Source organism: Streptomyces sp. ST2-7A, assembly GCF_021390475.1.
In the GTDB taxonomy this organism is placed as follows: Bacteria; Actinomycetota; Actinomycetes; order Streptomycetales; family Streptomycetaceae; genus Streptomyces.
This window is the reverse complement of the sequence record NZ_JAJUWS010000023.1, coordinates 1-21,692: the sequence shown is the minus strand read 5'-3', so window position 1 is coordinate 21,692 and position 21,692 is coordinate 1. Positions and strand designations below refer to the sequence as shown.

General features: G+C 73.3%; 16 protein-coding genes and 1 pseudogene. 9 read left to right on the top strand and 8 right to left on the bottom strand.

The genetic code is table 11. The features are described from left to right. Positions 1-16: 16 nt before the first annotated feature. Together LZF96_RS15240 and hisC are read right to left on the bottom strand one after the other, a co-directional pair. Positions 17-1,558, bottom strand: a complete 1,542-nt coding sequence (locus tag LZF96_RS15240; RefSeq protein WP_233872014.1) for a cytochrome ubiquinol oxidase subunit I — start codon at positions 1,556-1,558, stop codon at positions 17-19. A 439-nt stretch (positions 1,559-1,997) separates the two neighbouring features. Further along, positions 1,998-3,128 carry a histidinol-phosphate transaminase gene (hisC, locus tag LZF96_RS15235; protein ID WP_233871852.1) on the bottom strand — a complete coding sequence of 377 codons (1,131 nt, stop codon included), beginning with the start codon at positions 3,126-3,128 and terminating at the stop codon, positions 1,998-2,000. A gap of 830 nt (positions 3,129-3,958) precedes the next feature. Between hisC and LZF96_RS15230 the strand changes: the two genes are divergently transcribed. From LZF96_RS15230 to LZF96_RS15215, 4 genes and pseudogenes are all read left to right on the top strand, one after another. After that, positions 3,959-4,999, top strand: a complete 1,041-nt coding sequence (locus tag LZF96_RS15230; RefSeq protein ID WP_233871850.1) for a metallophosphoesterase — start codon at positions 3,959-3,961, stop codon at positions 4,997-4,999. A gap of 473 nt (positions 5,000-5,472) precedes the next feature. Further along, a complete protein-coding gene (locus tag LZF96_RS15225) occupies positions 5,473-6,420 on the top strand; it encodes a hypothetical protein (RefSeq protein ID WP_233871848.1) in 948 nt (315 codons plus the stop codon). Between the two features lie 144 nt (positions 6,421-6,564). Then, a pseudogene (locus LZF96_RS15220) lies at positions 6,565-6,774 on the top strand (Scr1 family TA system antitoxin-like transcriptional regulator); the annotation flags it as partial. Then, complete coding sequence (locus tag LZF96_RS15215) at positions 6,771-7,064, top strand: DUF397 domain-containing protein (RefSeq protein WP_233871844.1); 294 nt, start codon at positions 6,771-6,773, stop codon at positions 7,062-7,064. The pseudogene LZF96_RS15220 and the gene LZF96_RS15215, both read left to right, overlap by 4 nt. 324 nt (positions 7,065-7,388) lie before the next feature. Here the strand turns inward: LZF96_RS15215 and LZF96_RS15210 are convergent, their stop codons facing one another. Next, positions 7,389-8,237 carry an HAD hydrolase family protein gene (locus tag LZF96_RS15210; RefSeq protein ID WP_233872012.1) on the bottom strand — a complete coding sequence of 283 codons (849 nt, stop codon included), beginning with the start codon at positions 8,235-8,237 and terminating at the stop codon, positions 7,389-7,391. Between the two features lie 185 nt (positions 8,238-8,422). Between LZF96_RS15210 and LZF96_RS15205 the strand changes: the two genes are divergently transcribed. The 5 genes from LZF96_RS15205 (at position 8,423) to LZF96_RS15185 (ending at position 13,834) form a co-directional block, all read left to right on the top strand. Further along, the gene (locus LZF96_RS15205; RefSeq protein ID WP_233871842.1) at positions 8,423-9,373 is read left to right on the top strand and encodes an LLM class flavin-dependent oxidoreductase; all 951 of its coding nucleotides are present in this window, start codon (positions 8,423-8,425) and stop codon (positions 9,371-9,373) included. 717 nt (positions 9,374-10,090) lie between these two features. Continuing rightward, a complete protein-coding gene (locus tag LZF96_RS15200) occupies positions 10,091-11,197 on the top strand; it encodes an ABC transporter ATP-binding protein (protein WP_233871840.1) in 1,107 nt (368 codons plus the stop codon). Then, positions 11,187-12,134, top strand: coding sequence for an ABC transporter permease (locus tag LZF96_RS15195; protein WP_233871838.1), 948 nt, complete (start codon positions 11,187-11,189; stop codon positions 12,132-12,134). Before LZF96_RS15200 ends, LZF96_RS15195 begins: the two co-directional genes overlap by 11 nt. A 2-nt stretch (positions 12,135-12,136) precedes the next feature. Continuing rightward, positions 12,137-13,054 (top strand): ABC transporter ATP-binding protein, encoded by a 918-nt coding sequence (locus tag LZF96_RS15190; protein WP_233871836.1) that lies wholly within the window; start codon positions 12,137-12,139, stop codon positions 13,052-13,054. Between the two features lie 12 nt (positions 13,055-13,066). After that, on the top strand, positions 13,067-13,834 hold the full coding sequence (locus LZF96_RS15185) for an ABC transporter permease (protein WP_233871834.1): 768 nt from the start codon (positions 13,067-13,069) through the stop codon (positions 13,832-13,834). Between the two features lie 105 nt (positions 13,835-13,939). Here LZF96_RS15185 and LZF96_RS15180 read toward each other — a convergent pair whose 3' ends face one another. From LZF96_RS15180 to LZF96_RS15160, 5 genes are all read right to left on the bottom strand, one after another. Continuing rightward, on the bottom strand, positions 13,940-14,761 hold the full coding sequence (locus LZF96_RS15180; protein WP_233871832.1) for an HAD family hydrolase: 822 nt from the start codon (positions 14,759-14,761) through the stop codon (positions 13,940-13,942). Beyond that, a complete protein-coding gene (gene serS / locus LZF96_RS15175; protein WP_233871830.1) occupies positions 14,758-16,068 on the bottom strand; it encodes a serine--tRNA ligase in 1,311 nt (436 codons plus the stop codon). Before serS ends, LZF96_RS15180 begins: the two co-directional genes overlap by 4 nt. A 955-nt stretch (positions 16,069-17,023) precedes the next feature. Further along, positions 17,024-17,971 carry a prephenate dehydratase gene (pheA, locus tag LZF96_RS15170; RefSeq protein WP_233871828.1) on the bottom strand — a complete coding sequence of 316 codons (948 nt, stop codon included), beginning with the start codon at positions 17,969-17,971 and terminating at the stop codon, positions 17,024-17,026. 43 nt (positions 17,972-18,014) lie between these two features. Then, a complete protein-coding gene (gene efeB, locus LZF96_RS15165) occupies positions 18,015-19,301 on the bottom strand; it encodes an iron uptake transporter deferrochelatase/peroxidase subunit (protein WP_233872010.1) in 1,287 nt (428 codons plus the stop codon). 271 nt (positions 19,302-19,572) lie between these two features. Beyond that, on the bottom strand, positions 19,573-21,692 hold a 2,120-nt coding region (locus LZF96_RS15160), incomplete at its 5' end, for a copper resistance protein CopC (protein WP_308294212.1).

The following is a 21,692-nucleotide window of genomic DNA, read 5'->3' as shown; positions in this document are numbered from 1 at the left end:
GCGTTCCTTTCGCCGCTCAGTAGGAGAAGGCCATGGGGCGGTCGGCGTCCTCGCGGTCGTGGCCGCCGATGCGGGTGGGCGGGTTGCGGTCCGCGTCGGTCAGCTCGGGTGGTCCGGCCTTGGCGTACTTGACCAGGAGTTTGACCTCGATGACGGCGAGCACCGCGTACAGCGCCGTGTAGACGCTCATGGAGAGGATGACCTCGCCCTGCGAGACGTTGGGGGAGACGCCCGCCGAGGTGGGCAGCACCCCGTAGACCACCCAGGGCTGACGGCCCATCTCGGTGAAGATCCAGCCCCAGGCGTTGGCGGCCAGCGGGAAGGCGAGGGTGAGGAAGGCGAGCTGCCAGTACCGGCGGGTGAGCGTCGGCCCGAGTTCGCCGTCGCGGGTCAGGGCCAGGGGCGGTACCCGTTCGGTGTCGGCGGCGCGTTCGCGGAGGCGGTCGGAGAGGAAGATCCTGCGGCGGGTGAGCCACAGTCCGACGACGCCCAGCGCGAAGGAGGTCATGCCGAACCCGATCATCCAGCGGAAGCTCCAGTAGGCGACCGGGATGTTGGGCCGGTAGTCGCCGGGGCCGAACTCCGCCCGCATGGCCTCGTTGGTGTCGTTGATGCCGGGCACCGGGTCGGAGAAGTTGCCGTGGGCGAGGAAGGAGAGCAGGCCGGGTATCTCCAGGGCGACGACGTTGCGCCCCTCGTCGACGTCGCCGATGGCGAAGACGGAGAAGGGGGCGGGGCCCTCGGTGTCCCACAGGGCCTCGGCGGCGGCCATCTTCATGGGCTGCTGCTCGTACATGATCTTGGCGAGGTGGTCGCCGCTGACGGCGGTGAGCAGGCCGCCGACGACCATGGTGACCAGGCCCATCCGCAGCGAGGTGCGCATCACCTCGATGTGCCGGCCCTTGCGCAGGTGCCAGGCGGCGATGCCGACGACGAAGGCGCCGCCGGTGAGGAAGGCGGCGGTGATGGTGTGGGAGAACTGGGCGACGGCGGTGTTCTGGGTGAGGACGGCGACGAAGTCGGTGAGTTCGGCCCGGCCCGCCTCCTCGTTGTAGGTCCAGCCGACCGGGTGTTGCATCCAGGAGTTGGCGGCGAGGATGAAGTAGGCGGACAGGATCGTGCCGACCGCCACCATCCAGATGGTCGCCAGGTGCAGCTTCTTGGGCAGCTTGTCCCAGCCGAAGATCCACAGGCCGATGAAGGTGGATTCGAAGAAGAAGGCGATCAGCGCCTCGAAGGCGAGCGGGGCGCCGAACACGTCGCCGACGAAGCGGGAGTAGTCGGACCAGTTCATGCCGAACTGGAACTCCTGGAGGATTCCCGTGACCACGCCCATGGCGATGTTGATCAGGAAGAGCTTGCCCCAGAACTTGGTGGCCCGCAGGTAGCGGTCCTTCCCCGTGCGCACCCAGGCGGTCTGGAGACAGGCCACGAGGGTCGCCAGGGAGATCGTCAGTGGGACGAAGAGGAAGTGGTAGACGGTGGTGATGCCGAACTGCCACCGGGCGAGGGTCTCGTCGGCGAGGGCGAGACCGACGAGATCGCCCGTGAGGTTCATGGCTGTGGCCGCGGCGGTTGGGTCCACGGTGGTGCTCTCCTTCTTCGGCGCCCGTCCCCGGCCGTCGGTTCCCGGTCGGGGACGGGCGGTCGGGTTCCGGGTCGGGGGAGGAATCTCCCGAAACGCCGGATCCGTCCGACCCATCCGCTCGGGACACGATGGGACGAGAAGGTGGGCAGCGAACACGACAAGGCCAGCTTGTGAACGTATTCACATTCACAAGCAAGTATCCCCCATGCCCCCGGACCATCCGTGCCCGGGGGGTGTGAGACCGGTCTCGCCCGGATCCCTCCGGTCCCCCCGCGCTCCACGAGCCCCGACCACGCCCGGAAACGGGCTGGACCGGCGCGGCCCGTCCGTGGACGGTTCCGCGCCGGCCCCCATACGGTAGGGCGCGCGCCGGGTCCCTCCCGGGCGCCGGCGGACTCCCCGATCGGGCCTACCGGCCCTTGCGGAACCCCGCCGCGGCCCGCAGGAACAGGTCGTTGGCCTCCGGCTCGCCGATGGTCACCCGCACCCCCTCGCCCGGGAACGGCCGCACCAGCACCCCGGCCGCCTCGCAGGCCGCCGCGAACTCCACCGTCTCCGCCCCCAGCCGCAGCCACACGAAGTTCGCCCGGGTCTCCGGCACCGTCCAACCCTGCCCGGACAGCTCCGCCGAGACCCGACCCCGCTCGGCCACCAGCGCCGCCACCCGCTCCCGCAACGCCGGCTCCGCGCGCAACGAGGCGATCGCCGCCTCCTGCGCGATGCCGCTCACGCCGAACGGCACCGCCGTCTTGCGCAGCGCGTCCGCCACCGGGGCGTGCGCCACCGCGAAGCCGACCCGCAGGCCGGCCAGACCGTACGCCTTGGAGAAGGTCCGCAGCACGCAGACGTTGGGCCGTTCCCGGTACAGGTCCAGGCCGTCGGGGATCAGCGGGTCGTCCACGAACTCCCGGTACGCCTCGTCCAGCACCACCAGCACGTCGTCCGGCACCCGGTTGAGGAAGGACTCCAACTCCGCGCGGCGGATCGCGGTCCCGGTCGGGTTGTTGGGGTTGCAGACGAAGATCAGCCGGGTGCGATCGGTGATCGCCGCCGCCATCGCGTCCAGATCGTGCTCCTCGCCGGCGGTCAGCGGCACCCGCACCGAGGTCGCCCCGGAGATCCGGGTGATGATCGGGTACGCCTCGAAGGAACGCCAGGCGTAGATCACCTCGTCGCCCGGGCCGGCCGTGGCCTGGAGCAGTTGCTGGGCCACCCCGACCGAGCCGGTACCGGTCGCCAGGTGCTCCACCGGCACCATGAACCGCTCCGCCAGCTCGGCCATCAGCGCGCCGCAGAACATGTCCGGGTAGCGGTTGAACGTGCCGGCCGCGGTGGTCGCGGCCTCCAGCACACCGGGCAGCGGCGGGTAGGGGTTCTCGTTGGAGGAGAGCTTGTACGGCACCGGGCCGCCATCGGTGCCGGGGCCGGCGGAACGCCCCGGGCGGTAGGTCGGAATGTCGTCCAGTACCGCGCGCAGACGGGGACCGGTGCCGGTCTGCGCGTCCGTGGCGGGGATCGGCGAGGGCGTCGGAGAGCTCATCCTCCACACTTTAGGAGGAAAGGTCGGCGGGGCCCATCCCCCGGCCGTCACCCCTTCGCGCCCCGCCCCGGGGGCCCCGACACGGGGTCCCCGGCAGGCGTCGGGCGACACGCGCCCGATCGCGACGCCGGCCCGGAAGCCTTCTCCGCACCCGGAGCCCCGCCCCGGGGCGACGGCGCGGGCCCCGGGCGGGGCCGCGTCCCGAACCCTCCGTGCCGCACGGGTACCGGGGCGTGGCGCCGGCCGGGTGCGCCCCTGCCCGGACGGCCCGTCGTTCCTTCCCCCGGAGGTTCCGGGGGGTTCTTCCGGGCGCTCCCGCCTTCCCGGGACCGCGGCTGGGACCGGAGCCGGGCATCCCGACCCGGCGCGGACGGTGGGTACGGGTGCGGGTACGCCGGTGGGTACGGGTGCGTACCCGCACCCCCTCGCGGGGCCGGACCGGGAGAGGCCGGCCCTTCCGGGTGGGGTGGACGGGCCGGCATCGGTCATCCGGTCGACCCGGTCCGGGGAACGGCCCCGCGGGAACCCTCGCCGGTCGGGCGGCAAACGGGTGGCGTTCGGGCGCCGGACGGGCACGGGGACGCGATCCGCCGACGGGATATCCGGTGGGAACGAATGGCCGTCGGGGACGTCCGTCGGTGATCGGGAGGTGACCGGAGCGGAACGGATCGGATCGCGGAGGGACGGGTTCCGCTCCCGCTCCCGCTTCCGGGGGCCCCGGTGACTCACGAAACCGCCCCGGGATTCCTATGATGGGGCGCACGGCATCGGGAATCGCCACGACCGGGCGGTGAACCGGTGGAGGTGGCGCGCGACGGGTGGAGGGGTCGATGACTCAGGGGGCCGGCCAGGAGCCCGCGACGAGGTGGGAGACGACCCCGGACACCGGGGTGTCGACGGCGACGGTGGCTCCGCCGTCCGTCGAGCCGACGGTACCCGTCGCCCCTCCCGGGGAGGGGGCATCCGACGCCCCCCCTCCCTATCCCGCCGGGCCGCCGCCGGCCGTCGCCGCGCCGGAGCCGGTCGCCGGGACCCGCGGGGAGGAGGGCACCGGCCCGCTGTGGGTGGTCGGCGACGTGCACGGCTACCTCGACCGGTTGCGCGCCGCGCTGCGCGAGGTCGGGTTGATCGACGCGGAGGACGCCTGGTCCGGCGGCACCGCCCGACTGTGGTTCCTCGGTGACTTCACCGACCGGGGACCGGACGGCATCGGCGTCATCGACCTGGTCATGCGGCTGTCCGCGGAGGCCGCCGCCGCCGGTGGGTACTGCAAGGCGCTGCTGGGCAATCACGAGGTGCTGCTGCTGGGCGCGCACCGCTTCGGCGACACCCCGGTGGACTCCGGAGCCGGCACCGCCTCCTTCCGCGCCGCCTGGATGCTCAACGGCGGCCAGGCCGCCGACATGGAACGTCTGTGCGACCACCACGTGCAGTGGATGTCCCGCCTGGACTCCCTCGCCGTGGTCGACGGCCACCTGCTGTTGCACTCCGACACCACGGCCTACCTCGACCGGGGCGCCACACCGGAGGACGCCAACGAGACGATCAAACAGGTGTTGCTGCGTCAGGACCCGGACGAGACCTGGGAGTTGTTCCGCGACTTCACCCGACGGTTCGCCTTCCGGGACGAGGGTGGCGCGCAGGCCGCCCGGGAGCTGTTGGCGGCCTACGGCGGGGAGCGCGTCGTGCACGGGCACAGCCCGATCCCCTACCTCACCGGCGAGGAGCCCGAGCCGGACCCGGTGGACGGCGCGCCCGCGCCGCGTCCGCGCCTTCCCCACGTGTACGCGGACGACCTGGCCATCGCCATGGACGGCGGCGTGACGATGGACGGCCCACTGCTCGTCGTGCGCCTCCCCCTGGAGGACTGAGCGTCGGCGCGCGCGGCGTCGGCGGGTGCTCCCTTCGGGGCGGATCGTTCCCCCGTCCGGATGCCCCGCGGGTCCGGGCGGGTTTTCCCCGGCGTCGAGCCGGGGAAGTCTCGGGAACGTCCCCGGGAGCCTCCCGGCCGGCCGGAATTCGCCCCGTGCCCGGCCTCTCCCACCGGCGGTGATCAAGGGGCTCACCCGCGAAGTCGGTTTCCTCTCCACTTCCCCCGGGCGGAGGCCGTTGTGGCCCGAAGTGCGGCGGAACACCGCCGAACGGGGGGAGGAACCCGGGGACGGACGGACCGTCGGTTCGGGGAATATCCGAAAGCGGGCCCGTTGAACGGAGTTCATCGCGCCATTCCCTGTGCGGAAAGGGCGAACCGCTTTACGATATCGGTCCTGCCCACAAGCTCTCCGCCCGTTCCCGGCGGCCCGGTCGGCAGTCCCGGCCCAACGGAGCACTGGGGGAAACCCACATGAACACCGCACGTCACCTCCTGTCGGAGGATCGTCCCGAGTTCGAACGTCTACTGGACGAGGCACTCCGCCGGACCCACCCCGGGCCCGGCGACTCCTCGACCGGCGCCCGTGGGCCCGCCCGCGTGGACATCGAGAACCTGCGCCGCACGGCGCGGGACGCCGCCCCGCTGATCACCGCCGTGGCGGCGGTGGAGTACGGGCGCCTGCTCGACGCCCGGGAGCGCGACCGCCCGGCGGACGGGGCTCCGGCGAACCCCGCCGACGGGTCGAACCGCCGCGCCCCGGGCCGCGACACCTCTCGCGGAGAGGGGTCCGGCGCATCCGGTGGCCAGGCCGGCGCCGGCCTGGCCGCCATGATCTCGGTGCTGCTCCCGGTGCTGGCCGGAATCGCGGCGGCGATCTTCCTCACCCTCGGCCACCTACTGCGGTTGATGGAACCGGAACCCGTCGCGGCGGCGACCATCCGGGGCGCCGGATGGTTCTTCCTCATCCTCATGGGGATCGGAATTCTGGTCGCCGGGGCGGAATTGTTGATCACCGCGCGTCGACACGGTTCCGGTCGTTCGGAAACCGGCGCGGTCGGCGTGGAATCGGGCTCGCCGGAGGCGGAAACGGATGAGGTGGGCCGGGCCCGGGAGGCATGGGAGAAGGCACTCATGGAGCGCGGGTTGCTGCCCTTCCTGCGCGACACGGCGCAGGAGTCCCCCGGGCCGGCCGACCCCTCGAACCCGTCCGGTCCCGGAGGTCCGCCCGCCCGCCGGGGCGGCGCGGACGGCCGCACCCCGCGACTGTCCTACAGCAGCCCCGGGTTCGGCGGCCCCAACGAGGGGCGGACCGAGCGCGAGCCGGGTCGCGGATACGACTCGCCGGGGTACGACCACCCGGGGTTCAGCAGCCCCCGGTACACCAGCCCGGCGGAGGGTGGCCCCACCGGCCGGGAGTGATCCCGCCGGGGGCTCCGCCCGGGCGCACGCCTTCACCGGCCACCTTCACGCTCCCCTGCCCGGGACGCCCCTCGGAGAGGTGGCCCCGCGGTCCCCCGGGGGCGGACCCCGTCCGTCCGCCGGTCCTCGCCACCGCACGCCCCCGGCGTGCTCGGTCTGTTCGAAGTCGTCGGACTCTCCCGCCCCTGGCCCACCGTCGTCTTCCCGGAGAATCCGCGCGACGGATACCTCGTGGAGGCCGATGACGACGTGAAGGTCTTCGAGACCGCCTTCGACCGGGTCCCGGCCGCCGCACTGTCGGTGGACGACTCCCGGGAGACCACCGGGAAAACCATGGAAGGAAGCATCCCGTGACCCCTCACCACATCACCGCCCCGGCGCCCACCGACTGGCGCAAGTCCTCCTACAGCAACGGCGGTGAAGCTTGCGTGGAGGTCGCCCCCATCCCCGGCGGCCTCGCCGTCCGAGACTCCAAGGACACCGCCGTCCCCGGCCTGAACCTCTCCGCCCCGGCCTGGAACACCTTCATCGCGGCCGTCACGGACCGAGCCATCCGGCCTCGCGCCGTCGGCATCCCCTCTCCCCGCTACCCGGGGCCCGGATGCGGGACTCACGCAACCGCACAGAGTCACTCATTTGGGTGAGCTTCGATACGGCAGTGGTACCGAATCACCTGTTCAGGTGCCTCTGCCGTCAACATGAGGCATGAGCGGCGGACTTGTGCCGCACAGAACCTCCAGCTGCCTTCATCTGCCGCGCACTCGCGCAGTCACCCATGGAGAAGGCGTGCGATGAGCCGCACGGCCAGAAGGCCCGGGAAAGCCACCGAATATCACCGCCGAGCCGGACTTCGAGATATTGGCTCGCGGGAGCGACCCGGGTCGGGAGCACCGTCCCCGTCGCCCGGAGGTGCGCGCCGCTCGTCCGCCGGGTCGTCGCCGACAGCGGTAACCGGGCCGGGCGGCGGTTCAGGGGCCGGGCGGCGGGGCCGGGAGCTCCAGCAGTCGCTCGATGATCATCGCCACCCCGTCCTCCTCGTGGTCCGCCGTGTGCCACGGCGTGGCGGCGAGCACGTCGGGGTGGGCGTTGGCCATGGCGAACCCGGCGCCGGCCCAGGAGAGCAGCTCCAGGTCGTTGGGCATGTCCCCGAAGGCCACCACCTCGGTGGGGGAGATGTCGCGGTGCGCGCAGTGGGCGGCCAGCGTGCTGGCCTTGGTGACCCCGGCGCCGCTGATCTCCAGCAGGGCCGTGGGGCTGGAACGGGTCACATCGGCGTCCCCGGCGGCGGCCCCGCGCCCCAGGTCGAGAAAGCGGTCGGGCTCCAGCTCGGAGTGGTGGGCGAGGAGTTTGACCACGGTGGGCGGCCCACCGGGTCCGGTGTCCCGTGCGGCGGCCGGGCCGATCGCCCCGCTCAGCAGGTCCTCCATGGGGCCGACGGCCGCGCCCGGGTCGGGGAAGAGCGGCGGGTAATCGGGGTCGTAACACATGCCCTCGGTGCTCTCCAGGGCGAAGGAGGTGCCCGGTGCCACGGCGCGCAGCGCGGCGACGACGCGCAGCGCGGCGGTGGTGTCCAGGGGGCGCAGTCGGGTCACGCGATGTCCGTCGGGGCGCAGGTCCGCCACCACGGCGCCGTTGGCGCACACCGCCGTGGACGCCCCGGGCACGCCCTCCACCACCCGCAACCACCGCAGGGGGCGGCCGGTGGCGAAGACCACCTCGATGCCCGCGGCGTCGGCGGCGGCCAGGGCTGCCCTGGTTCGGTCGGAGACGGTCTTGTCACGACGAAGAAGTGTGCCGTCCAGATCCGTGGCGATCATCTTCGGACGAATGCGGTCGGAAAGGGCGGAGGCGGAGAGGCAGGAGGGAGAGGTCACAGCGGTACATCATCGCGCATATGCCGGCACATGTGTGCGGGTGTGAGCCCGGGTGAGCCGTGGTGCGCCGCTTTGCGCCATGGCCGATCGGCGTCCCCCGGCCGGCCGGAGGGCCTAGGCTGCCCCCCATGGCTGATTCCGACTGCTACGCCCCGCTCCCGTCGACCCCCGGCATCCCCCGCCTGTCCACCGTGATCCTGCCGGTGCGGCGCTGGGCCGACGGCGGCCGGGACACCTGGCGGCGCGCGGAGGAATTGGGCTTCCACACCGCCTACACCTACGACCACCTGAGCTGGCGCTCCTTCCGCGACGGCCCGTGGTTCGGAGCCCTGCCCACCCTCACCGCCGCCGCCACGGTGACCGATCGGATGCGCCTGGGCACCCTGGTGACCTCGCCCAACTTCCGTCACCCGGTCACCCTCGCGAAGGAACTCATCACCCTGGACGACGTCTCCGGCGGTCGTGTCACCCTCGGCATCGGTGCCGGCGGCTCCGGCTTCGACGCCACCGCCCTGGGGCACGACGCCTGGACCCCGCGTGAACGTGCCGACCGCTTCACGGAGTTCGTCCCCCTGCTGGACCGGCTGCTGAGCGAGGGCGGTCCGACCGGTGTCTCCTACCGGGGCGACTTCTACTCCGCCCACGAGGTGCGGAACATCCCCGGCTGCGTCCAGCGGCCCCGACTGCCCTTCGCCGTCGCCGCCGGGGGGCCGCGCGGTATGCGGCTGGCGGCCCGCCACGGCCAGGCATGGGTCACCATCGGTGATCCGGCCGGCGACCCGACGGCGGGCGAGGAGCAGGGTTGGCGCGATCTGGCCCGTCAGGTCGAGCGGCTGGAGGCCATCTGCGAGGAGGCCGGTCGGGAGCCCGCCGCGCTGGGACGGATCCTGCTGACCGGCTTCACCCCGCACCGGCCGCTGCGCTCCCTCGACGCCTTCGTCGACTTCACCGGTCGGGCCGCCGAACTCGGTTTCACCGAGCTGGCGCTGCACTGGCCGATCCCCGACTCGCCGTTCGAGGCCGACCAGGAGGTCTTCGAGCGCATCGCCTCCGAGGGGCCGGCCCAGCTCACCCGCTGAGCCCGGCCCGGGGCCGGGCCCGGCCCCTCGTCGTCCGGTGCGACGGTTCGGCCCCGGCGCGTGCCCCCGGCGCGTGGGCTGTCGGCCCCCGGCCCGGTCCCGCCGAGTCGGTCCCGCGCCGGGGCCGGGCGGGAGGTCTTCGGCCCCTCGGTTCACGTTCCCCGCTTTCCGGATCCGGGCCGTCGGGTTCGCCGACCGGGAGCCGACCCCCTCGTCGTCCGGTGCGACGGTTCGGCCCGGCGAGTGCCCCGGCTGGGAAGTCGCCGGTTCCCCGGTCCGGATCCGGGGTGTCGGGTTCGTCGGTTCCGGGCCCGAGCACTTCGTTGCCCGGTGTGGCTGTTCGGCGGGTGTGCGTCCCCGGATCGCGGATCGCGGATCGCGGATCGCGGGTCGCCGGGCCCCGGCCCGGACGCGCCGGCCCGACCTCCGGGGAGCGGAACCACGCCGGGGCCACCGGGGCGTCGGGTCCGCCGCCCCGGCCGGCGATCCCGTTGCCCGACCCGGCCGTTGCGGCGATCCCGGCCGGCCGTGCCGGCGGTTCCACCGCGCGACCCCGGGGTTTCCCCGGTTCCACCCCCGGGGGAAGCCGGGGGCGTTCCGCCCCGGCGGCCGACCGGCGGCGGACCCCGGGTCCCCCTGCGGACCGACCCGCTCCCCCCGGCGGGTGCCCCCACGGGGGGACGACTCCGGGGGCCCCGGGGGTCTACCGTCGGGCCTGTGACAGTCATCGAGACCCACAGCCTCAGCAAGCGGTACCCCGGGGTTACCGCGCTGGACCGGCTGACCGTGGACATCGGGCCGGGGGTCACCGGTCTGGTGGGCGCCAACGGCGCCGGTAAATCCACCCTGATCAAGATCCTGCTGGGGTTGGCCCCGGCCTCCGAGGGCAGCACCCGGGTGCTCGGCCGCGACAGCGCGCGCGACGGCTCCGCCATCCGCGAACGTGTCGGCTACATGCCCGAACACGACTGCCTGCCACCGGACGTCTCGGCCACCGAGTTCGTGGTGCACATGGCCCGGATGTCCGGCCTGCCGCGCACCGCCGCCCGGGAGCGGACCGCCGACACCCTCCGGCACGTGGGGCTCTACGAGGAGCGCTACCGGTCGATGGGCGGCTACTCCACCGGCATGAAGCAGCGGGTCAAGCTCGCCCAGGCGCTGGTGCACGACCCCGAACTGGTGCTGCTGGACGAGCCGACCAACGGCCTGGACCCGGCCGGCCGCGACGAGATGCTCGGGTTGATCCGCCGGATCCACACCGACTTCGGGATCTCGGTGCTCGTCACCTCCCACCTGCTCGGGGAGTTGGAACGGACCTGTGACCACATCGTCGTCATCGACGGCGGGAAGCTGCTGAGTTCGCAGGCCACCACCGGCTTCACCGCCACCATCGGCTCGCTGGCCGTCGAGGTCACCGACACCGACGCCCACCCCAACGGCGCGGCGGCGCTGCGCGAGGCCCTGACCGCCGCCGGACTGGCCGTCGTCGAGGAGCCCGGCCGACGGCTGCTGGTCGAACTGGCCGAGCCGACCGCCCCGAAGCCGGTGAACCCGCCGACCGACCCGCGCGCGTCCGCGTCCTCCCCCTCGGGAGACCCGGCCGACCCGCGCGTCACACCGGACACCGCCCCGGTCGCCCCGGCCACCTCGGCCGACGGGACCCGGGACACCCACGACCTCGTCCGCGACACCGTCGCCGACCTCGGCCTGGGCCTGGTCCGCATGGAACAGCGCCGCCACCGCATCGCCGAGGTCTTCCAACAACGGCCCTCGACGCAGGCCGCCCCCGACGAGCGGAAGGGAGCCACCGCCGATGTCCGCTGAGACCCCCGGCACGCCCTCCGGAGCCCCGACCGCCACCGCCGACGCACCGGGTGACGGCGGACGCGGCGACGCCCGCATCCACGACATCGGCTACCGCGGCTACTCCGGCGAACGCCTGGGCCGCTCCGCCGGCCGCCGCGCCCTCTTCGAGCACTCCCTGCGCGGCGCCTACGGACTGGGCCGCTCGGCCCGTTCCAAGATCATGCCGTTCATCCTCTTCGGGATCGTCTGCTTCCCCGCGGTCATCTTCGTCGCGGTCGCCCTCACCGTCGGCCTGGACGAACTCCCGATCCGTTACAGCGAGTACCCGCTGTACATGGCGCAGCTCGTCGCGCTGTACATCGCGCTGGCGGCGCCGCAGATGGTCTCCCTGGACCTGCGCCACCACACCACCCCGCTGTACTTCTCGCGCCCCATCGAGCGCGTCGACTACGTGCTGGCCAAGCTCGGCGCGCTGACCGCCGCGCTCTTCCTCTTCACCGCGATCCCGTTGACCATCATGTGGATCGGCGCGTTGCTCGGCGAACTCGACTTCGCCGACCAGACCCGCATGTACGGCCAGGGCCTGGCACTGGCGGTGATCTTCGCGATCCTGCACGCCTGCATCGCGCTGCTCATCGCCTCCTTCACCCCCCGCCGCGGCTTCGGCGTCGCCGCCGTCATCGCCGTGCTGACCATCCCCTACTTCGCGGTGGTCAGCGTGCAGTGGGTGCTCCACGACCAGGGCGGCACGACCGCCGTCACCTGGCTCGGCCTGCTCTCGCCGGGCACCCTGCTGGACGGCCTCCAGGCGGCGCTCCTGGGCGGCACCTCCAACTACCCGTCGGGCACCGAGCCGGACACCGCCGTCGGCCTGGTCTTCCTGCTGGTCGCGCTCGGTGTCTCCGCCCTGTGCGTGCTGCTCCTGTCGCGCCGTTACCGGAAGGTCGGGATCTGACCGTGGCCACCCTGCACATCGACAAGGTCTCCCGCTGGTACGGGAACGTCGTCGCCGTCAACGACATCAGCCTCGAGATCGGCCCCGGCGTCACCGGCCTGCTGGGTCCCAACGGCGCCGGCAAGTCGACCCTCATCCACATGATGGCGGGCTTCCTGGCCCCCTCCACCGGCCGCGTCACCCTGGACGACCGGGTCATCTGGCGCAACCCCGAGGCCTACCGCTCCATCGGGCTGGTCCCCGAGAGCGAGGGGATGTACGACTTCCTCACCGGCCGTGAGTTCGTGCGGGCCGCCGCCGAACTGCACGGGCTGCCCGAGCCCGGCGCCGCGACCGACCGGGCGCTGGCCACCGTGGAGATGGAGTACGCCGCCGACCGGCGCGTCTCCGGCTACAGCAAGGGGATGCGCCAGCGGGTCAAGATGGCCGCCGCCCTGGTGCACGATCCGACCGTGCTGCTGCTCGACGAGCCCTTCAACGGCATGGACCCGCGCCAGCGGATGCAGCTGATGGAACTGCTGCGCGGCATGGGGGCCGAGGGCCGCACCGTGCTGTTCTCCTCCCACATCCTGGAGGAGGTCGAGCAGCTCGCCTCGCACATCGAGGTGATCGTCGCCGGCCGGCACGCCGCCTCCGGCGACTTCCGCCGCATCCGGCGGTTGATGACGAACCGCCCGCACCGGTACCTGATCCGCTCCGACGACGACCGTGTCCTGGCCGCCGCGCTCATCGCCGACCCCTCGGTCAGCGGTATCGAGTTCGACGCGGCGGAGAACGCGCTGCGCGTCCAGGCCGGCGACTTCCTCCGCTTCGCGGAGCGCCTGCCCCGTCTGGCCCGGGACCACCGGGTCCGTCTGCTCACCGTCTCGCCCTCGGACGAGTCGCTGGAGAGCGTCTTCGCCTACCTGGTCAGCGCCTGAGGAGTCCGTCCGATGTCCGTCACCACCCAGAACCGGGCCGGCCGAGCACCCGCCGGACCGCGCCTCTACCACCCGACCGTCGCGCGGCTGACCCGTCGCGCGCTGCTGGGCCGTCGCAGGGCGCTCATCCTGCTCGCCCTGCCCGTCCTGCTGCTGATCATCGCCGCCCTCGTCCGGTTCCAGGCCGGGGTCGACGACCGGGCGGCCGTCGAGATCCTCAACGGCTTCGCGCTGGCCGCGATGGTGCCGCTGATCGGCGTCGTCGCCGGTACCGGCGCGATCGCCCCCGAGATCGACGACGGCTCCATCGCGCACCTGCTCGCCACGCCGGTGCGCCGTTCCACGATCGTCCTCACCAAACTGGTCGTCGCCATCGGCGTCACCATGCTCTTCACCGTGCCGTCGATCCTGCTCGCCGGCGTGTTGCTCAACGAGAACGGCCGGCGGATCGCGGTGGCCTTCGCCGTAGCGGCGGCGATCGCCTCGGTCGCCTACGGCGCGATCTTCCTGCTGCTCGGCGTGATCTCGCGCAACGCGGTGGTCATCGGCCTGATCTACGCGCTGGTGTGGGAGGCGTTGTTCGGGCAGTTGGTGCCCGGTGCGCAGACCCTCAGCGTGCAGCAGTGGTCGCTGTCCGTCGCGGCGCGGATCGCCGAGGGCGGGATGGTGACCTCCGAGGTGTCCCTGACACTGGGCGTCGTCCTGCTGTGCGTCACCACCGGCGCGGCGACCTGGTACGCGATGCGGCGGCTGCGCGCCCTCACCATGACGGGGGAGTGACCGCCCACCGGCGGGGTACGGCGACGGGCCGGGCCCGGGAAACGCGACGCGCGTTCCCCGGGCCCGGCCCGTCGCCGTACGTGGTTCGCCGTTGGTGTCGGCCGACTACAGCAGCCGCTCGAGCACCTCGGCGATGCCGTCCTCGTCGCAGCCGGAGGTGACCTCGTCGGCGACCGCCCGCAACTCCGGGTGGGCGTCACCCATCGCCACGCCGTGCGCCGACCAGCCGAACATCGGTATGTCGTTGGGCATGTCGCCGAACGCGATCGTCTCCTCGCCGCGCACGCCGAGCCGGCGTCCGGCCATCGACAGCCCGGTGGCCTTCGACAGTCCCAGCGGCAGCAGTTCCACGGTGCCGGGTCCGGCCATGACGATGCCGACCGATCCACCGACCAGCTCGTGCGCGGCGCCGGCCAGCTCGTCGTCCCCCAGCCCCGGGTGGCGCAGGTACAGCTTGGCCAGCGGCTCCGCCCACAGCTCGGCCCGGTCGGTGTAGGTCAGGGTCGGCAGGGCGCCGTCGCGGGCCGGCTCCACCGTGAACCCGGCCGGGTCCACGATCACCGCCCCGTCGATGCCGTCCCGGCTCGCGGCCACCCACATCGGTCCCAACTCGGACTCCAGCGCGGTGACCGCCCGGCGGGCGATCTCCCGGTCCAGGGTCACCGAGGTCAGCAGCCGGTGTTCACCGGCGTCGTACAGCTGGGCGCCCTGCCCGCAGACCGCCAGGCCGGTGTAGCCGAGCGCGTCCAGCACCGGGCGCGTCCAGGGCACGCCCCGGCCGGTGACCACGATGTGCAGCGCCCCGGCCTCCCGGGCGGCGCGGATCGCCTTGCGGGTGCGCGGTGAGACCGTGCCGTCCGAGCACAGCAGGGTGCCGTCGAGATCGGTGGCGACCAGCCCGAAGGGAAATCCCGTCGGGCCGCTCACGAGCCGGTCGTCCCGCCCGCCGCGCCGGTCCCGCCCGCCGTCGGCTCCAGGATCTCCCGGCCGGCGAGGTACGGACGCAGCACCTCCGGCACCCGCACCGCGCCGCCCGGCAGCTGGTGGTTCTCCAGCAGGGCGACGATGGTGCGCGGTACCGCGCACAGCGTGCCGTTGAGGGTGGCGAGCGGGCGGGTGGTCTTCCCCTCGCGCATCCGCACCCGCAGCCGGCGGGCCTGGAACTCGGTGCAGTTGGAGGCGGAGGTCAGCTCGCGGTACTTGCCCTGGGTGGGGATCCACGCCTCGCAGTCGTACTTGCGGGTGGCGGAGGCGCCCAGATCGCCGGAGGCGACGTCGATCACCCGGAACGGCAGCTCCAGGGCGGTCAGCCACTCCTTCTCCCAGCCGAGCAACCGCTCGTGCTCCGCCTCGGCCTCCTCGGGGGCCACGAAGCAGAACATCTCCACCTTGTCGAACTGGTGGACCCGGAAGATGCCCCGGGTGTCCTTGCCGTAGCTGCCGGCCTCGCGGCGGAAGCAGGGGGAGAAGCCGGCGTACCGCAGCGGCAGGCTCTCGGCGGGGAGGATCTCGTCCATGTGGTAGGCCGCGAGCGGGACCTCGGAGGTGCCGACGAGGTAGGCGTCGTCCTTCTCGAGGTGGTACACGTCGTCGGCGGCCTGGCCGAGGAAGCCGGTGCCCTCCATGGCACGCGGCTTGACCAGCGCGGGGGTGAGCATCGGAGTGAAGCCGGCCGCCATCGCGCGGGCGATGGCGGCGTTGACCAGGGCCAGCTCGAGCAGGGCACCGACGCCGGTCAGGTAGTAGAAGCGGGAGCCGGAGACCTTGGCGCCGCGCTCCATGTCGATGGCGCCCAGACGGGTGCCGAGCTCGAGGTGGTCCAGGGCGGGGAAGCCCTCGGCGTCGAAGTCGCGGATGGTGCCGTGCGTCTCGCGGACGACGAAGTCGTCCTCGCCGCCCACGGGTACCTCGGGGTGCACCGGGTTGCCCAGCCGCAGCAGCAACTCCCGCGCGGTGGCGTCGGCCTCGTCGCGCTCGGCGTCGGCGGCCTTGACGCCGGCCGCCAACTCACCGGTCCGGGCCAGCAGGGTGGCGCGCTCCCCACCCTCGGCACGGGGGATGAGCCGGCCGAGTCGCTTCTGCTCGGCCCGCAGCTCGTCGAAGCGACTGCCGGAGGACCGACGCCGCTCGTCGGCGGCGAGCAGGGCGTCGACGAGGTCGACGTCCTCGCCGCGGGCGCGCTGGGAGGCGCGGACTCGGTCGGGGTCCTCACGGAGCAGGCGAAGGTCAATCACGCCCCCAGGCTACCGGGGAACCCCGCCGGCCCGGGACCGCCGGTGTCGGGCCGGCGGGCCCCCGGGGGCCCCGGTGGACTTGTCACGTTCGGTCACGATGCGCGGACCAGGGGTGTTCGGCGGGGTCGGCGGCCGTGCGAGGGATGCAGGGCTGCCGGGGTGCGCGGTAGATCATGGGCGAATGAAGCGTTATGCCCGATTAGGGCTCTTTGTCCCTCATGTGGCAAATGGCGCGGAATGGTGGTCTATGCGGGATATGCTCGGGCCTGAGTTGATACTCCGCGATACCCGGATCTCCGCGTACATCCACAGCCGGTGACTCGTCCACATGCTTTTCCACAGGGCATCGCTCGAAGGTGTGGAAAACTCCGGAGGGGGTTGGTCGGCTCATGGTGATTCGCCCGGTTTGCCTGAGGGAATTCCGGTTTTGTCCCTTTTGTGGTCCCCCTCCAGTGTGACCTAAGTAAAACAGATTGACACGAGAGGGCGGAATCGACGCTGGGGATATCCTCGATCACCCTGGGGAGCTGAGGGTGAAATGTCCGCTTTGCGACTTCGTCAACATCGACTTATTCACAGGCGGGTGAAGCTTCCTGTGGAAAACTCGGCGCCGGCTGTTCACGAAGCGGAAAGTCCCGGGCGGGGGAGAGTTCGCCGGTCGGACAACGGCCGGCATCCCACCGGATGCCGGTCGGGAGCGCTCCGGGAGGATCGTCACGCCGGTGAACACGACGGGCCGGTCGGCACGGAACACCACGGGAAACCGGAACGATTCCCGTCCCCCCACACTCCCGGAACCCCGGCCCGGCGAAGTGTCGGGAGGGCCTCCGGCGGTCGCTCGTCCGATCAACGGGGAGGAGAGGGAACCCTACCCCGAATCCGCCCCGGTCCGCTCCCCGGGGAACGACCTCCAGCACGCCCCGGGGCATCCCGCGGCACCCCGGGACGGAGGGGCTCAGCGCGGCGGACGGACCTCGCCCGGCCGGCCGTCCAGGCTGCGGTGCACCCACTCCGCCGCCGCCACGAAGTCCGCATCCGTGGTACCGGGGTGAAGGGTGGGTCGCGCTCCGTCCGCGCGCGGGTACGATCCGAGGAAGCGCACCTCCGAGCAGAGCCGGTGCAACCCCATCAGGGCCTCGCCCACCCGGCGATCCGCCAGGTGCCCCTCACAGTCGATCTGGAAGCAGTACCGTCCGATACCCTCACCGGTCGGCCGCGACTCGATCCGCATGAGGTTCACCCCGCAGGCCGCGAACTCCTGCAACACCTCCAGCAGCGCGCCCGGCCGGTCCGAGCGCAGCCACAGCGCCACCGAGGTCTTGTCCGCACCCGTCGGCGCGGCCGGCCGCGAGGGCCGTCCGACCAGCACGAAGCGGGTCACCGCGTGCTGCGCGTCGTGGATGTCGGTGACCAGCGGCTCCAACCCGTACGTCACCGCCGCGAACTCCCCGGCGAACGCCGCGTCGAAGCGCCCCTCCTGCACCAGTCGCGCCCCGTCGGCGTTGGAGGCCGCCGACTCCCACTGGGCGTCCGGCAGGTTCCGCTGCAGCCACCGCCGCACCTGCGCCTGCGCCACCGGGTGCCCGGTGACCGTCTTGATCGCGTCCAACTCGGTGCCGGGGCGGGCCAGCAACGCGAAGGCGATCGGCAGCAACACCTCACGGTAGATCAACAGCGGTTCACCGGAGGACAGTTCGTCCACCGTCGCGGTCACGCCGCCCTCGACCGAGTTCTCGATCGGGACCAGGGCGCCCCCCGCCTCGCCGTTGCGCACCGCGTCCAGCGCGGCCGGCACCGATACCATCGGCACCAGTTCGCGGGTCGCGGCCTCCGGCAGCGTGCGCAGCGCGGCCTCGGTGAAGGTGCCCTCCGGGCCCAGATACGTATAGCGGCCGGCAGTCATGCCGCCACGGTAGCGGCTCCCCGGTGCCCCGGCCCGCTCGATCTCATCCTTCGAGCAGGCGTTGCCCGACGTATCCGCCGGGTTCGGCGCCGCCGGGCACCGCGAACAGGCCGCTCGCCTCGTGCCGGATGAACGCCGACAGCGCGTCCCCCCGGTCCAGCTTCCGCTGCACCGGCACGAAACCCAGCACCGGATCGGCCTGCCAGCAGACGAACAACAGGCCGGCGTCGGGGGAGCCGTCCTCCGTGAAGCCGTCGTGGTAGGAGTACGAGCGCCGCAGCATCGCCGCCCCGCCGTTGCTCTCCGGTGCCGAGACCCGCACGTGGGCGTCGGCGGGGATCACCGGCCGGCCCCGCTCGTCCACCGCCGCCAGGTCCACCGGCGAGGTCTCCCCGCCCCCGGTCAGCGGTGCCCCGTCGGTCTTCCGGCGGCCCAGGATCCGCTCCTGCGTCTCCGTCGGCTCCTCCTCCCAGGAGTCCAGCAGCATTCGGATCCGCCGGACCACCACGTAGCTGCCGCCCGCCATCCAGGCGGGCTCCCCGTCGGCGGGCACGAACACCCGCCCGGCGAAGTCCTCCTGTTCGGGACGGGGGTTGTTGGTGCCGTCGATCTGACCCATCAGGTTGCGGGGGCCCGATTCCCCGGAGGCCGCGCCGGGGGCCCGGTTGAAGCCGGCCATCCGGTGGCGCACCCGCGCGGTGCCGCCGGCGGCCCGCTGGAGGGTGCGCACCGCGTGGAAGACGATGGTCGGGTCGTCCGCCTCCACCTGGATCCACAGCTGGCCGCCGGACCGCTCCGGGTCCAGTGCGTCGGCGGAGAACTCCGGCAGCGGGTCCAGTGCCCGGGGCCGGGCGTCGACCAGGCCGACCGCGTCGAAGAAGTCGTGGCCGAAGCCGAGGGTGACCGCGAGACCGGAGGGTCCGGTGCCGCCGGCGACCCCGTTGTCCGCGTCCGGGGCCTCGCCCGCCATCATCGCCTCGGCCGCCCGGGACCAGCGCCGCAGCAGCGCCGCGGCCTCCCCGCGCCCCGCGCCGGGCAGCAGGTCGAAGGCCAGCAGTTCGCCGTGCGCGCGGGCGGGTCCGGTGATGCCCGGTTGGTGGGTGCCGTGGAAGTCGAGACGGGTGGCACCGACGGAGGAGAGCGGCGCGGTCCCGCCCGGGGCGTTCGGGTCGGCCGCCCCGTCGGGACCGGTGAGCAGCCTGCCGCCGCCGGCCCCGACGGCCAGGCCGGTCGCGCCCGCCGCGCCGGCCGTGCCGAGCAGGCGGCGCCGGGAGACACCGGCCCGCACGCCGGCGCCGGGGGCGGCCGGTTCGGGCCCGGTGCCGGCCACGCCGGGGGCGGTCCCGGCGGCGCGGGCGCGTGCGGCCTCGGCACGCGTCGGGCCGGGGCGCGCGGTGCCGTGGCGTGCGGTGCCGTGGCGTGCGGTGGCGGCGGTGGGGGTGGCGCTGTCGCCCTCGCCGGTGCGGGCGCTCCCGGCCCGGGCGGTACCGGGGCGCGGGGTGTCGGGGTGCGCGGTGTCGTCACCGGCGCCGTGAGACGGGGTGCCGTCGTCGCGCGGGGGGCCGGTGCGTGCGGGGCGGGTCCTTCGGAGGTTCACGGGATCAGCCGATCGACAGGATGTCGGTCTCGGTGATCTGGTCGATCTCCGAGGTCCGGATGGTCAGGGAGAGCCCCCATTCGCCGGGGCGCGGCAATTGCATGTCGGCCACCGTCCAGTGGCCGGTGTCGATCCGCAGCGGCTCGAAGCGCAGCGGTCCGATGTCCTCGGCCGGCAGCACCAGCGCCACCCGGACCTCCTCCACCGACATCGGTTCCCCGTCGGCGTCCACCGTGCGCACGTGCAGGACGTTCTCGCCGGTGACGGCGGGCTCCACGTCCACCAGCGCGGTCCCGGTGCCGTTCGGGCCGCCGGTGCTGAACGGCAGCTCCAGGGAGACGCCCTCCGCCGGTACGGCCGTCCCGGCCTCCGCCGGCGCGTCGGCGGCGGTGCGCGCCGGGGGCGTGCCGGTCAACGCGGTGGTCACCACCAGCACGACCACCGCGATGAGGGTCTCCGTCAGCACCGATCGGCGCAGGCCGGCCCGGTGGGGGGCGGCCGTCAGCTCCCGGCGTCTTCCGGCCCGCAGTACGGCGGTGCGCTGGCGGGCGAGCTGCGCCGCTCGCGCCGGATCCACCGCCGGCTCCTCGTCCCCGGTTCCGCCGACGGCGACCGCGACCGGCTCACCGGACCCCCCATCGGTGTCGTCACCGGTGTCCCGTCCGGCCCCGGGCCCCGGGGCGGGCCCGGCCGGCGCGCCCGGCCCGGGGTCGGTCAGGAGCGCGGTCCAGCGGCGCGAGATCCACGCCACGGCCAGCAACAACAGCACCAGCGCGACCTTGGCGACCAACAGTTGCCCGTAGTCGGTGGAGAAGAGCAGGTCCGCCGAGCCGACCTGTCGCCAGGACTGGTAGACGCCGGTGACCACCAGCAGCACCACGCTGCCGAAGGCCAGGCGGGAGAACCGTCGCACCGTCTCGCCGGGCAGGGCGGGGTCGCGGAACAACAGCAGTACCAGTGTCGCCAGACCACCCAGCCAGACGGCGGCGGCCAGCAGGTGCACGATGTCCATCGGGATGGCGACGGAGGTCTGCGGGCCGGTGGAGGCGTGCTCGGACAGCGCCCAGGTGGCGGCCAGGCCACAGGCCACGATGCCGCCGCCGACGGTCAGGCCGAAGGAGAGGTCGCGCCGGGCCGCCTCGCGGCGCTCGGCCTCGCTCCCACCGGTGTCCCCGGGGACACCGGGGACACCGGCGCCGTCCGTCGCGGACGGCTTCTCGACGGTGCCCGTTCCGGCGGACGCCGCCGTGTCCGCCGCCGTGTCCCCGTCCGTCGTCGCCTCCGCCGGTGGGACGGTCAACCGGGCCCAGGTGCCCAGCAGGACCGCCAGGAACATCCCCGCCGCCGCGAGCAGCAGCAGCCGGGAGACCAGGGCCGTGCCCCATCCCTCCGTCACCACGTCCCGCACCGCCGACAGCCGGGTGATGTCCGCCATCTCCCCGGTCAGGTACGGGGTGCGCAGCACCAGCAGGGCGAGGGAGGCCCCCGTCATCAGCGTCCAGCCCAGCACGATCAGTCGCTGCACCGGACGGAACCCCGCCGCCTCCGGCCGGCAGCGCAGCACGAAGGCCGCCCCGCCGACCAGCAGCAGGAATCCCGCGTACGCCGTCCACCGGGCGGTGTCGTAGAGGAAGCCCGGCAGGCCGCCCCCGACCGTGGTCTCCGGCATCGCCACGGCGGTGGGGGAGGGCGCCCCGATGGAGAAGGTGAACGCCCCGCCCACCGGGTGGCTGTCGGCCGAGACCACCTGCCAGACCACGGTGTAGGTGCCGTCCGGGAGGTCGGGGTTCAGGCCCACCGAGTAGGCGCCGGATCCGCCGGTCACCTCGCCGTCGTCGATCCGTTCCCCGGTGGGGTCGAGGACCCGGATCGAGTCGCCGGAGACGCCGACCTCCTCGGAGAAGGTCAGCTCCACGCCGACCGGGGCGTCGTCCAGCACGCTGTCCCGTTCCGGCGTGGAACCGGTCAGGGAGGCGTGCGCGGCGGCCGGGCCCGCGCCGGTCAGGACGGCGAGCAGTGCCAGCAGCGTCGCGCCGGCGAGGGCCACCGCGCGCCGGACGGCACTGGCCCGGCCGCCGTTCGGCGGGGGGAAAGGAGCCGGCCGGGGGATCGTGGGGTTGGGGG